This window comes from Tolumonas osonensis, from assembly GCF_014202415.1.
GTDB classification, from domain to species: domain Bacteria; phylum Pseudomonadota; class Gammaproteobacteria; order Enterobacterales; family Aeromonadaceae; genus Tolumonas; species Tolumonas osonensis.
Genome location: NZ_JACHGR010000006.1, coordinates 98008 through 111864 on the forward strand (window position 1 = coordinate 98008; position 13857 = coordinate 111864).

A 13857-nucleotide genomic window follows, 5' to 3' on the forward strand; every position below is an offset into this window, starting at 1 on the left:
CGCGCCCGTCAGACTGGATCAGCAAAACGGGCCTGGATCTCCAGCCGCTCTTCAGCGGCATTCAGTAGTGCCTCGACACAGTGCGCATCCAGTCGCCCGGCGGCGACTTCTTTCTGCAATTCAGTGATCACATCTTCCTCTGTCCAAGCTGTTTTATATGGCCGGGCAGTGGAAAGTGCATCATAGACATCCGCGATGGCAACAATCCGGGCCTCAAGCGGAATTTGTTCCAGAGTAAGCCCCAGCGGATAACCGGAACCATCGCCCCGTTCATGATGGCCGGCGACGATATTACGCATAATGGCGGACGCACTGTCGAGGTTCAGCCCCAGATCATCCACCATTTGATCGATCATTTTTACCCCGAGCTCCACGTGCTTATGCATGGTGTCCCATTCATTCACATCCAGTTTTCCTGATTTGAGCAAAACCCGGTCCGGAATACCCACTTTGCCGATATCGTGCAGCGGGGCAAAAAGATGGACGTGTTCAATAAATTCGTCGCTCAGGTTGTAACGCTCCGCCACCCCCCGGGCAATCAGGCGTGAATACTTCGCCATCCGGTCCAGATGATTGCCGGTTTCCAGATCTCGGATGCGGGCAAAATCGGTGGCCAGATGAACTGTGTTAATCAGCGATTTCACCGCCGCCATTTCCAGCAGATACAGATGTGCCGCTAAATCGGCAAACACATCCAGAAAAGCTAATATTTCCGGCTGAAAGACATTGGGTTTCCGGGAGTCAAAAAACAGGAACGCGACAAAAGTATTGCCGTTGAAAATCGGAATGGTATAGCTGCTGAGGAAGCGCTGGTGGTGCAGCCAGTCGGTATGTGTGCTGCTGTTGTTGCCCTGAAACGTGATGTCCATATCCTGCACAATACGGCTTTGACGCGAATGGATCAGTTTTTGTAAGGAGGGGACATCCGATATCCGGGCTTCGTAACTGTGCAATGCGGTCTGGGTTGAATCACTGCTGACAAAAGTCTTAAGCAGGTCGGTTTTGGCGTCGTAAAGCGCGATAGAGACACGATCAATAAAATCATAACGCCCGCGAATGATTTCGTGCAGTTTGGCCAGACGTGCTGATAAATCCATTTTTGTCATTGAGAGTGAATTTGTCGTCTGAACCGTCTGTGTCTGCATTTTTTCTTTCCTTTTTATGCCTCTGCTTTGTTTACAGATTAGTTGATGGCTCGCTTTTTGACTGTGAACCAGCCGTTAAATCTCGGTATACATCTCCATCTCCATTTGAATTCATATCATTAGGATTGTTGGATTAAGGATTGTAATGATAATCATAATCATTTAGATTCTGCGCTCTTTAATAATAAACTCAAGGAATGATGATGTTCCCGCAGAAAAAACTCGCCTTATTTGTCGGTCTTGTTGTCTCATCCGGATACACCGCTGTTGCAACCGCACAACAGACGGGCACAACCGAGCTGGAAACAGTCTATGTCACTGAAACGCAGGATGATTCCGTAACTGAAGGCAGCGGTTCCTACACGGTTCGCAGCTCTGATTCGGCAACCAAGCTGACATTGTCACCCAAACAGACCCCGCAAACAGTGAGCACGACGACCCGGACCAGAATGGATGATTTCAGCCAGAACACGATGAACGATGTGCTGGCAGGAACCAGTGGGGTGAATGTTGAAAAAGTGGAAACGGACCGGACCTATTACACCGCCCGTGGTTTTGATATTACCAACATTCAGGTCGACGGTACTGGCTTGCCGCTGACGTTTGGTCTGTCACAGGGTGATATGGATACCGCCGTCTATGATCATGTTGATGTTATCAAAGGGGCAAACGCGTTACTGAATGGCACCGGTGAACCTTCCGCGACAGTGAATATGGTGCGCAAGCGTCCGACTACCGAGTTTCAGTCGACAGTTACCGGTTCGGCCGGTTCCTGGAGCAATCAGCGTGTTGAAGGCGATGTCTCCGGCGCCATGTCGGAAAATGGCAAATTGCGGGGACGTCTGGTTGTGGTGAATCAGAATAAGGATTCCTATCTGGATCGTTATAGCACTGACCGTAATGTGTTTTACGGCATTATGGAAGCCGATCTGACCGATACGACGCTGCTGACCCTGGGTCTGCATTACCAGAAAAACGATGCGGATAGTCCGCTGTGGGGCGCATTACCGCTGACCTATTCGGACGGAACGCCGACCAGCTATGACGTATCGACCTCGACCTCAACCGACTGGGCTTACTGGGATACCAAAGAAGAACGTTCTTTCATCGAGCTTTCACAGAAACTGGCGAATGATTGGAAAGCGAAAGCATCGCTGACGCATATCACGACCAGTCAGGACTCCAGACTATTCTACATGTACGGCACACCGGACAAGACAACCGAAACCGGGTTGTATGCCTATCCGAGTGCTTATGTATCAGACGTACAGCAAAATCTGGTCGATGTGAATGCCAGCGGACCTTTCCGTTTGGCCGGCCGGGAGCATGAGCTGGTTGTTGGCGCCAATATTTCGCATGCCCGGGTAAGACAACGTTCGGACTATAGTTCGGCCATTGGTCAGGCTATCGGCGATTTTTCTCAGTGGGATGGTTCGTTTGCCGAACCTGATTACTCGGCGTCCAGTGCGACCGGGAATTATGATAATAAACAATTAACCGGCTATAGCGGCGCGCGTTTCAGTCTTACCGATGATCTGGCCTGGATCGCGGGGGCTCGTATTACCTCTTGGGAGAGCGAAGGTGTCTCCTACGGTGTGGACAAGACGGAAGCGGAGCATGGCGAGGTCACGCCGTATACCGGGGTGGTATACGATATCAATGAGAACTACGCCGTTTATGCCAGCTATTCCGGTATTTTCGTGCCGCAGAACAAATCGGATATCAACGGCGATCGTCTGAAATCAGTCACAGGCGATAGCTACGAGACCGGGGTGAAAGGCGAGTTCTTTGATAAGAAGCTCAACACAACGCTGGCGCTGTTCAAAACCAGACAGGATAACGTAGCGGAACAGGCCGGTATCAGCGGTGGTCAGGCTTATTACACCACGGCAGATGGTATCCGCAGTCAGGGATATGAATTTGATATTGCAGGACAAGTCTGGGATGACCTGGAGCTCTCCGGTGGCTTTACCCATGTGGATATCGACAACAGCGATGGTAGCGCCGCCAAAACCTATACCCCACGTGACATCTTCAAGTTGGCGGCAACGTACCGGATGAACCAGTGGAAAGCCGGCGCCGGTGTTTCCTGGCAGAGTGATATTTACCGGATTGATAATGGCGTGAAGGTAACACAGGACAGTTATGCCTTGCTGAATCTGATGGCCGGGTATGATTTCACCCGTAATCTGAGTGCAACGCTGAATGTCTATAATGTCGCCAATGAGAAATACATTAACAGTCTATACTGGTCTCAGGGATATTACGGCGCACCGCGTAATGCCATGCTGTCGGTAAGCTGGAAGCTTTAATTGAGTTGTTCGGACATCGTCAGTTTGCCTGCTGACGATGTTTGAACAATACTTTGCTTTAGATCATTTTTTTTATACATAGATCATAAAAATATAAACCAAATACAACATTTTATTAACAACGCTTTCAGTCGGTTTCTACAATAGGCAGATCCACATAGGATATGTGATATTCCCGTTCGACGGAGTTGTTAGATGATAAAAAACAGGTTCTGGTGGCTGCTGCCATCCTCAATGCCTTTATTGTTAAGTGGTTGTAATATGGCGTTGCTCGATCCTAAAGGAATTATCGGGATGGAGCAGAAATCGCTGATTCTGACTGCAACCTGGCTGATGCTGATTGTAGTGATCCCGGTCATTATTATGACTTTCCTTTTTGCCTGGAAATACCGGGCTTCCAACAAACATGCCACCTACCGCCCAAACTGGTCGCATTCCAATAAGATTGAATTCGTAGTCTGGACAATTCCGCTGATTATCATTCTGATATTGGGCACGATTACCTGGCGGACGACGCATTCTCTGGATCCGCGCAATCCGATCCCTTCCGAGAACCGGCCGCTGGTCATCGAAGCGATTTCTCTCGACTGGAAATGGCTGTTCGTTTATCCGGAACAGGGCATCGCGACCGTGAATGAAATCTATTTCCCGGCGAATGTCCCGGTTCAGTTCAAGGTGACATCCGGTTCGGTCATGAACTCGTTCTTTATCCCTCAGCTGGGCAGCCAGATTTACGCCATGGCGGGTATGCAGAATCAGGTGCACCTGATGGCCAGTGAAGAGGGCGCGTTTAAAGGCATGTCGGCCAACTACAGTGGTGCTGGCTTCTCGGGCATGAAGTTTATGGCTTATGCCACTTCGCAGGACAAGTTTGCCGAGTGGGTCGCTAAGGTGAAACAGTCGCCAAACAGTCTGCAGTGGGCGGATTATGAAGCACTGGCGAAACCGAGCGAACAGAATCCGGTGGCGTATTACGCCTCCGTGAAGCCGGATTTGTATCAGGACATCATTAATCAATTCATGGGTTCAGACATGAAGCATGCGCCAATGCACTCTGAAGAAATGAATAAAGAAATGGATCACGACATGGAGCAGGGTATGCACATGTCTTCACATTCCGGCGCCGGGGAATAAACGATGTTTGGAAAGTTAACGCTTGAAGCAATTCCGTATCATGAACCGATCATCATGGGGACACTGAGTGTTGTCGCCCTGATGGGGATCATGATTGTGGCCGCCATGACTTATTACAAAAAATGGGGCTGGCTGTGGACTGAATGGCTGACCTCGGTTGACCACAAGAAGATTGGCATCATGTACATCATCGTCGCCATGGTGATGTTACTGCGTGGCTTTGCGGATGCGATCATGATGCGTCTGCAACTGATGCTGGCTTCCGGAGGTTCTGAAGGCTTCCTGAATGCACATCATTACGATCAGATTTTCACCGCACACGGTGTGATCATGATTTTCTTCATGGCCATGCCATTTATGGTGGGCCTGATGAATATTGTGGTGCCATTGCAGATTGGTGCGCGTGATGTGGCATTCCCATTCCTGAACTCGCTGAGCTTCTGGCTGTTTATTGTCGGCGTTGCGCTGATGAATATTTCGCTGGGGGTGGGTGAGTTTGCGCAGACTGGCTGGCTGGCCTATCCGCCATTATCCGGGCATCAGTATAGTCCCGGGGTCGGGGTCGATTACTGGATCTGGAGCTTGCAGATATCGGGCATCGGTACCTTGCTGACCGGGGTGAACTTCTTTGTAACCATCCTGAAAATGCGGGCTCCGGGCATGACACTGATGAAAATGCCGGTGTTTACCTGGACGGCGCTGTGTTCAAACGTGCTGATTATCGCGGCGTTCCCGATCCTGACGGTGACGATTGCGCTGCTGACACTGGATCGCTATCTCGGTACCCATTTCTTCACCAATGATATGGGCGGTAACCAGATGATGTATGTGAACCTCATCTGGGCCTGGGGACATCCTGAGGTTTATATCCTGATCCTGCCGGCATTCGGTATCTTCTCCGAAGTGGTGGCGACTTTCTGTAAGAAGCGTCTGTTTGGTTATACCTCGCTGGTATGGGCTACCGCCGCGATCACGATCCTGTCGTTTATCGTCTGGTTGCATCACTTCTTTACGATGGGCGCCGGCGCCAACGTCAATGCGTTCTTTGGGATTGCGACCATGATTATCTCGATCCCGACCGGGGTGAAAATATTCAACTGGCTGTTCACCATGTATCAGGGACGAGTCCAGTTCACAACGCCGATCCTCTGGACGCTGGGTTTCCTGGTGACATTCACGGTAGGGGGTATGACCGGGGTGTTGCTGGCGGTACCGGGCGCCAACTTCGTGCTGCATAACAGTCTGTTCCTGATCGCGCATTTCCATAACGTGATCATCGGTGGTGTTGTGTTCGGTTATCTGGCCGGATTCAACTACTGGTTCCCGAAAGCGATGGGTTTCAAGCTGAACGAGACGCTGGGCAAGGCTGCGTTCTGGTTCTGGATCACCGGGTTCTTTGGTGCCTTCCTGCCGCTGTACGCACTGGGTTTCATGGGCATGACCCGTCGTCTGAGTCAGGACATCAACCCGGAATACCACACTATGCTGATGATCGCGGTAGGTGGCGCGGTGCTGATCCTGATCGGTATTGGCTGCCAGTTGCTGCAGTTGGTGGTCAGTATCAAAGACCGTAACAAAAACCGTGATTTGACCGGTGACCCATGGGGCGGACGTACTCTGGAATGGGCAACGTCATCGCCGCCGCCATTCTATAACTTTGCGGAAATTCCGGTTGTCTCTGAACGCGACGCATTCTGGGATATGAAGGAAAAAGGGACCGCCTACCAGCGTCCGGCCAAATACAAAGAGATCCATATGCCGAAGAATACCGGCGCCGGGGTGATTATCAGCCTGTTCAGCCTGATCATGGGTTTTGCGTTGATCTGGTATATCTGGTGGCTGGCGGCAGTGGGTTTTGTCGGCGTGATTGCGACCTGGATTGCGTATTCGTTTAACAAGGATGTCGACTACTACGTACCAATCGATGTCGTGAAAAAAACAGAAGATGAGCATTTTGCAAAAATGAAACAGGCAGAGGTGAAGCATGTCGGCTGAAATTTTACATAACCAGCCTGCACATGCGGCTGAACATGAACATCATGAGGCAGGCAGCAATTCCGTATTCGGATTCTGGATTTACCTGATGAGTGACTGCATTCTGTTTGCAACGATTTTTGCAACCTATGCAGTGCTTTCAACCAGTTTCGCCGGCGGTCCGACAGGCAAGGATATCTTTGAACTGCCGTATGTTCTGACGGAAACCTTCTGCCTGCTGATCAGTAGTGTCACGTATGGCTTTGCCATGCTGGCCATGCATAAAGGCAATCAGAGCGGGGTGATCAAATGGCTTGCCGTGACCTTCCTCTTTGGTGCGGCTTTTATCGGGATGGAAATCAATGAGTTTTATCATCTGATTTCAGAAGGGTTTGGTCCGGATCGCAGTGCCTTCCTGTCCGCCTTCTTTGCGCTGGTCGGAACGCATGGTCTGCATGTGTTCTCCGGTCTGGTCTGGATGATTGTTCTGATGATACAGATTACACAGAATGGCCTGACTGCGACGAATAATACCCGCCTGATGTGTCTGAGCCTGTTCTGGCACTTCCTGGATGTTGTCTGGATCTGTGTATTCACTGTGGTTTATCTGATGGGGGTGCTGTAATGAGTCATAACACCAGTCATGGCGGCGCCAGCCACGGTAGCGTGAAGTCGTACACTACCGGATTTATTCTGTCAGTCATACTGACCGTGATTCCGTTCTGGATAGTGATGGAGGGCGCGTTACCGCAATCAACGATTATTCTGGTGATTGCAGTCTTCGCGGTTGCGCAGATCCTGGTGCAGTTGGGTTATTTCCTGCATATGAACACCAAATCGGATGGCGGCTGGAATATGATCGCATTTGTTTTCACGGTGCTGATCATCGCTATCATTGTCGTAGGTTCACTGTGGATCATGTTCCACCTGAACCATAATATGATGGTTCAATAAAGAGCGGATAGCATGATCAAGCAGTACCTGCTCGTCACAAAACCGGGGATCATTTTTGGTAATCTGATTTCCGTCATTGGTGGTTTTTTCCTGGCTTCCAAAGGAAGCCTGGATTTACCGTTATTTCTGGCTACGGTCACCGGCGTCTCGCTGGTGATCGCTTCCGGCTGCGCTTTTAACAATTACATCGATCGTGATATCGACTGCATCATGGAGCGCACTAAAAACCGGGTGCTGGTGAAAGGGTTGATTTCACCGGTGACGACGCTGGTGTATGCGACGTTGCTTGGTATCGCCGGGTTTGGGTTGTTATGGATCATGACTAACCCGCTGGCGACAGCGCTCGCAGTGATGGGCTTTGTCGTTTACGTCGGTCTGTATAGCCTGTGGCTGAAGCGCACCTCCGTGTATGGCACGCTGGTGGGCAGCCTTTCCGGGGCGGCACCGCCGGTCATTGGCTATTGCGCGGTCAGCAATCAGTTTGATATTGCTGCATTTCTGCTGCTGCTGATTTTCAGTCTCTGGCAGATGCCGCACTCCTATGCGATTGCGATATTCCGCTTCAAGGATTACCAGTCGGCATCCATTCCGGTGTTGCCGGTGAAACACGGTATCTCTGTGACTAAAAGCCATATCCTGTGGTATGTGCTGGCGTTTGCGGTGGCAACCCTGATGTTAACGCTGAGCGGTTATGCGGGTTACAGCTATTTTGCGGTGGCGATGCTGATTGGTATCGGCTGGTCGGCGATGGCTTTGGCCGGATTTAAGGCGGTGGATGATCGCGTGTGGGCGAAAAAGCTGTTCATCTTCTCCATCATTGCCATTACGTCACTGAGTGTCATGATGTCGGTTGATTTTGCCTCGCCGGATCCCACTCAATTTCTGACCTCTCTTGGTTTCTGACGGCTCTTGGTCTTTGACGTAATGGGAATAAGCTGACATGCATGATAACCGGATGACGGCGACAGAACGCCGTGCCACCTTTGGTTTGGGCGCTGTGTTCGCATTGCGCATGTTTGGCATGTTTATGGTGCTGCCGGTGCTGACGACCTATGGCATGGCGCTGCACGGAGCCAGCGAGTCGCTGATTGGTCTGGCTATCGGCATCTACGGCCTGATGCAGGCACTATTTCAGATCCCGGTTGGCTTATTGTCGGATAAGTTTGGTCGTTTCCCGCTGATTATTGGTGGTCTGCTGCTTTTCCTGCTGGGAAGTGTAGTGGCGGCCTGTGCCGATTCCATCTGGGGCATCATTATCGGTCGTGCCTTACAGGGAGCAGGGGCGATCTCAGCCGCAGTGATGGCGCTGTTGTCTGATCTGACCCGCGAGCAGCATCGCACCAAAGCGATGGCCTTTATCGGGGTCAGTATCGGTATTACCTTCGCGGTTGCGATGGTACTGGGGCCGGTGATCACGCATGCTTTGGGGTTGTCAGCATTATTCTGGGGAACTGCAGTGTTGTCCGGGTTGGCGATTATCACGACGCTGTTTTTCATTCCTAAACCACAGCAGCATGTGCTGAATCGTGAATCGGCTTTTGTCAGCGGTAATTTAAAAACTGTCATCATGGAACGGGAATTACTGAAACTGAATTTCAGTATTTTTGCGCTGCATGCATTGCTGATGGCCAGTTTTGTGGCGCTACCGGTCGCCATGGAACAAGCAGGTTTTCCGCGTCAACAGCAGTGGCAGGTGTATCTGGTCACCATGCTGGTGTCATTTGTCGCGGTGATTCCTTTTATTATTTATGCCGAGAAATACCGCCGCATTAAACGCGTGTTTATCAGCTGTGTGGTCCTTTTTCTGCTTGCGGAAGCAGTGCTGTTTTTCGCAAATCTGAAGCTGTGGATGGTTTTCATTGGCATTCAGCTGTTCTTTATCGGCTTTAATGTGCTGGAAGCCTTATTGCCATCGCTGGTGAGTAAAGTAGCGCCGGCGGGTTATAAAGGCACCGCGATGGGGCTTTATTCCACCAGTCAGTTCCTGGGCGTTGCCGTCGGTGGCTCATTGGGCGGCTGGTTATTACAGCTGAACGGCACCGCTCTGGTGTTCTTTGCCGGCATAGTCATCGTTACGTTGTGGTTGCTGGTCAGCCTGACCATGCGGCAGCCGCCCTATGTCAGCAGTCTGCGGATCGTATTACCGGATTCAGCAAAACAGCAATATTCCTTGCTCGCTGAGAATATCAAAGCCCAGCCTGGTGTGGCCGATGTGGTGCTGGTCTGGGAAGAGATGGCTGCTTACGTGAAGGTGGATACCAAACAAACGTCCCGGCGTGATCTGGAACAGATTGTGGCGGCCGGCAGCTAGGTATTTTTATCCCTTGCTGGTAGTTTAATCCGCTGCATTCACTTATTCCGCCTTCATATCTTATCAGGAGTTTGCAGTATGACCCGGCATTTAAATAAAGACACCGTCGTTTGTATGTCACTGGCGGCGCGCCCGAGCAACTTTGGCACCCGTTTTCATAATTTCTTATATGACGCGTTAGATCTCGATTATCTCTATAAAGCATTTACGACTACAGATCTGGCAGGGGCGATTGGCGGTATCCGTGCCTTAGGTATCCGTGGTTGCGCGATCTCGATGCCTTTCAAGGAAGCTTGTATCCCGATGGTGGATGAGATGGACCCTTCCGCCAAAGCCATTGATTCGGTGAATACCATCGTGAACACCAATGGTTATCTGAAAGCCTATAACACGGATTATATTGCGATTGCCAAATTGCTGGCGGAACATCAGGTTTCCAATCAGCTGACCTTCGCCCTGCGCGGTAGTGGTGGCATGGCCAAAGCGGTGGCCTGTGCCCTGAAAGATGCCGGTTTTAAAAAGGGTGTTATTGTGGCCCGGAATGAGGAAGCCGGAAAGCATCTGGCCGGATTGTACGGTTTTGAGTGGGCGGCGGAGATGGATGGCATTCAGGTCGATCTGCTGATCAACGTTACCCCGATTGGCATGGCGGGTGGTGCAGAGGCTGAAACACTGGCTTTTGCCGAAGAGGCTATTAATGCTGCTCAGGTTGTTTTTGATGTGGTCGCACTGCCGCCGGAAACACCTTTGATTCGTTATGCCAGAGCGCAGGGGAAAAAGGTGATCACCGGTGCGGAAGTATTTGCCATTCAGGCGGTAGAACAGTTCGTGCTTTATACCGGCATTCGCCCGGATGATGAACTGTTTCAGCAGGCGGCGAAATACGCCCGGGGATAATCAGGAAGGCTACCTTATCATTTGATGTTCAGTCTTCTCTGGCGGTCGATAATGAAGGGGCAAAGCAGATATGTTTTTCTTTATCTGCTTTGGCACTATACATGGCGCTGTCGGCACTCTGAATAATGGTCTCAACAGTTTCTCCATTATCCGGATAGGTCGCAATGCCAATACTGGCCGAAACCGTCAGCGGCGTTTCAATATCGCTGATCTGACAGGGAGCCTGTATTTCCTCTCGGATTTTGATTGCCAGCCTCTCCAGGTGAGCGACATCAGTGAATTCCGGCAACAGGATCACGAACTCATCGCCACCCTGACGACAGACGGTATCAGACTCACGAACCATGCTGAGCAGCCGTTGTGCCACCATCTTCAAGATGATATCGCCCACATTATGTCCGTATAGATCATTGATCGGTTTGAACCGATCCAGATCGATATAGAAAATGGCCAGGCGCCGTTTATAACGCCGGGCAAGAGTCAGTGCATGGGTGGCATGTTCAACTAATGCTAACCGGTTGGGTAGACCCGTCAGATAATCATGATGCGCCAGATACTGGATACGGCTTGCTGCTTGCCAGCGTTCGGTGATATCAAGAAACATCCCGACATAATTGACCACATTACCTTTTTTATCGGATACCTGGCTGATAGAAAGCAATTCCGGCAGCAACTGGCCGTCTTTGCGCCGGTTCACCAGTTCACCTTCCCAACGGCCATGTTGTTGTATGGATGCCCACATGGACTGATAAAAAGTCTCATCCTGCTGACCGGAAGATAATATGTGTGGATTCTGATACAGAATGTCTTCCAGCGAATAACCGGTGAGCCGGGTAAAGGCCGGATTGACGGCAATAATGCGTTTGTCCGCATCGGTCACCAGGATCCCGCCGGGACTGGCATCCAGCACTGTGCTGGCCAGTTGCATGGCGGCTTCATTTTTTCTGCGTTCGGTGATGTCTTCCAGTACGATCACAATGCCGCTGATATCACCGTTTTTACCCCGGAATGGCTGCCCGCTGACAAGAATGAGTAAATCGGAACCATCACTGCGTCGGCAGCGTTGTTCCAGAACAAACGAATCTGTTTCTTTATGCAGTAATTTTGCTACTGCCTGCTTCAGTTCCGTCTGCTGCTGTTCGGTGAGTAGCTGATAAACATAGCATCCCGGTAAACCGTCATAAGGCTGCCGGTACAGTTCGGCTACCCGCTGGTTGGTATAGATAATCTTCCCGGTATTACTCATGAGTAATACCGCGACGGAGGAGCTGTCATAGACGGCCCGCAATAACGCCTCCTGTTTGGCCAGAGCAAGATTGGCTTGCTCTGCGTCCAGTAATGCCCGGGCCACCCGAAGGTGCGAACTGACCATGACATAGCTGAGAAAGGCGGAAAACAGACTTAGAATGATACCGGCGATCAGAACAATCGTGCTGCTCTTTTCTTCCATGCTACCAGCCAGGTAAGCCGGCAACGGCTTGATCTGCAATGTCCAGTCTGCCCTCAGAATTTCCGCAGTTCTGAGCATTTCATTTCCGTCGGCATCAAAGAGACCTGACGGGTAGGTATCCATCACCATTTGTTGTAAATCAGGGTGTTTGCCCGAATACAGACGGAGTGCGATCTGGTGTGAAAAATCGGAATCAGCCTGCTGCAGATGGTGTATCAGCAGCGCGTCAAACCGGATTGCGGCAGAAACCCAGCCTTTTAATGCGGCCCGGCGTTGTTCAACCGTCGAGACAGGCAGATTGTTTTGATAAACCGGGCTGAACAGAAACACATCCGGCACAGGGTGATGTGTTGTTTCCTCCCGGGCGGGGAGCTTACCGGTCATTACGACGCTGGCTGAATCGCGGGCCTGGCTGGCGGCCTGCATCTTCAATGGTTCGGCCAGTATGTCATCTCCCATCAGTTGCACATACTGTGCATCGGGTGATGCGATATAGACCATCGGCGAATAGTGTTCCCGCATACCGGTAGGGGTAATGTCATAATCCGGAAAGCCCTCCGCTCTGACCGCGGCAATATGGGATTGTTTTCCGGCGTCCGGGATATAGTCGCTATAACCGATCATCTGAATTCCCGGATTATAGACAGGGAGGTTCAACTGCTGGATATAACGCATAAATTCGTCGCGGGAGACCTGATCACTGCTGGCAAACAGACCGGTAACGCCTTGCAGGATACCGCCGTTATAGGAAAGACGTCGTTCCAGATCGGTGATCAGTTCATCGCTTCTGATATTGAGCTCAGCAAGTGCCTTACCGGTTTCCTGCTGACGGATATCGGCAACTTCAATCCATGTCAGAAGTAATCCCAGTATCAAAACCAGACCGGGGGCAAGCATATAAATCCGGCGTCTGCTGACTAGATTCAGTCCCTGATAAGGCAATTAAGCTACCTACCTTGCTCGTGTGTACCTGCGATCTCCCTGATTAAAAGTATAGCGTTGATAATGTAAGCACCGGGTCTGATCTCAGGCAGAAGGATAACAAATCAGATTGTGAAAACTGACCGGTTGTTCCGTTCTGTTGCGGTAGCCATGAGCCCCGGAAGCATCAAAGCGGATGGCATCACCGGCGGCCAGCTGATGCCATTGGTCGTCACTCATGATCTCCAGTGTACCGTCCAGCGGGATCACATATTCAGTGACCCCGCGGGCATGAGCGGCTGAAAGATATTCAATACCGGCTGGCAGCGTGATCTGGAGTAATTCAAATCCGGATTGTGGATCAAACGGAATGATGGCTTTCGCGGTGATGTCGTTCTGATGCTGGTGCTGTATCCCGGCTGAAGCATGGCTGCGCCAAATATCCTCGGTCTGGGCTGAGGGTTCCAGAAATGTCGAGAAAGAGGTTTCAAATCCGGTCGCAATTTTCCAGAGCGTGGCGACGGTCGGACTGGATTCGCCGCGTTCAATCTGCCCGAGCATAGCTTTACTGACACCGGTGGCCGCCGCGGTTTTATCCAGGCTCCAGCCCCGTTGTTTACGTAATTGCTGAAGCGTCGCTGCGATGTGGCGGGTTAAGTCTTGCATATCCGATCCTGTCTTTTTGTTTGTGCGTTATAGCGCACAAGGTGCGAGCATGGTACTTTGAGCGTTATAACGTTCAAGGATAGGTGCTGGCGA

The 13857-nt window shown here is 51.0% G+C and carries 11 protein-coding genes; 8 read left to right on the forward strand and 3 right to left on the reverse strand.

The window, feature by feature from the left end; translation table 11 throughout:
* Window positions 1–8 precede the first annotated feature (8 nt).
* A complete protein-coding gene (locus HNR75_RS09545) occupies window positions 9–1145 on the reverse strand; it encodes an HD domain-containing phosphohydrolase (protein WP_188026749.1) in 1137 nt (378 codons plus the stop codon).
* Window positions 1146–1348: 203 nt separating this feature from the next.
* Here HNR75_RS09545 and HNR75_RS09550 point away from each other — a divergent pair, with 203 nt between their 5' ends.
* The 8 genes from HNR75_RS09550 to HNR75_RS09585 all read left to right on the forward strand — a co-directional run bounded on the left by HNR75_RS09550 (window position 1349) and on the right by HNR75_RS09585 (window position 10727).
* Window positions 1349–3457, forward strand: coding sequence for a TonB-dependent siderophore receptor (locus tag HNR75_RS09550; protein ID WP_188026750.1), 2109 nt, complete (start codon window positions 1349–1351; stop codon window positions 3455–3457).
* A 195-nt stretch (window positions 3458–3652) separates the two neighbouring features.
* On the forward strand, window positions 3653–4591 hold the full coding sequence (gene cyoA, locus HNR75_RS09555; protein ID WP_188026751.1) for a ubiquinol oxidase subunit II: 939 nt from the start codon (window positions 3653–3655) through the stop codon (window positions 4589–4591).
* Between the two features lie 3 nt (window positions 4592–4594).
* Window positions 4595–6586 (forward strand): cytochrome o ubiquinol oxidase subunit I, encoded by a 1992-nt coding sequence (gene cyoB, locus HNR75_RS09560; RefSeq protein WP_188026752.1) that lies wholly within the window; start codon window positions 4595–4597, stop codon window positions 6584–6586.
* A complete protein-coding gene (locus HNR75_RS09565) occupies window positions 6576–7190 on the forward strand; it encodes a cytochrome o ubiquinol oxidase subunit III (protein ID WP_188026753.1) in 615 nt (204 codons plus the stop codon). Before cyoB ends, HNR75_RS09565 begins: the two co-directional genes overlap by 11 nt.
* A complete protein-coding gene (locus tag HNR75_RS09570) occupies window positions 7190–7519 on the forward strand; it encodes a cytochrome o ubiquinol oxidase subunit IV (RefSeq protein WP_188026754.1) in 330 nt (109 codons plus the stop codon). The genes HNR75_RS09565 and HNR75_RS09570 overlap by 1 nt, the downstream gene beginning before the upstream one ends.
* Before the next feature lie 12 nt (window positions 7520–7531).
* Complete coding sequence (gene cyoE, locus HNR75_RS09575) at window positions 7532–8422, forward strand: heme o synthase (RefSeq protein WP_188026755.1); 891 nt, start codon at window positions 7532–7534, stop codon at window positions 8420–8422.
* Between the two features lie 37 nt (window positions 8423–8459).
* Window positions 8460–9830, forward strand: coding sequence for an MFS transporter (locus tag HNR75_RS09580; protein ID WP_188026756.1), 1371 nt, complete (start codon window positions 8460–8462; stop codon window positions 9828–9830).
* A 78-nt stretch (window positions 9831–9908) separates the two neighbouring features.
* Window positions 9909–10727 (forward strand): shikimate 5-dehydrogenase, encoded by an 819-nt coding sequence (locus tag HNR75_RS09585; RefSeq protein WP_188026757.1) that lies wholly within the window; start codon window positions 9909–9911, stop codon window positions 10725–10727.
* Window positions 10728–10755: 28 nt separating this feature from the next.
* Here the strand turns inward: HNR75_RS09585 and HNR75_RS09590 are convergent, their stop codons facing one another.
* Together HNR75_RS09590 and HNR75_RS09595 are read right to left on the reverse strand one after the other, a co-directional pair.
* Complete coding sequence (locus HNR75_RS09590; protein ID WP_188026758.1) at window positions 10756–13074, reverse strand: sensor domain-containing diguanylate cyclase; 2319 nt, start codon at window positions 13072–13074, stop codon at window positions 10756–10758.
* A 129-nt stretch (window positions 13075–13203) separates the two neighbouring features.
* Window positions 13204–13764 (reverse strand): helix-turn-helix domain-containing protein, encoded by a 561-nt coding sequence (locus HNR75_RS09595; RefSeq protein ID WP_188026759.1) that lies wholly within the window; start codon window positions 13762–13764, stop codon window positions 13204–13206.
* Window positions 13765–13857: the final 93 nt, after the last annotated feature.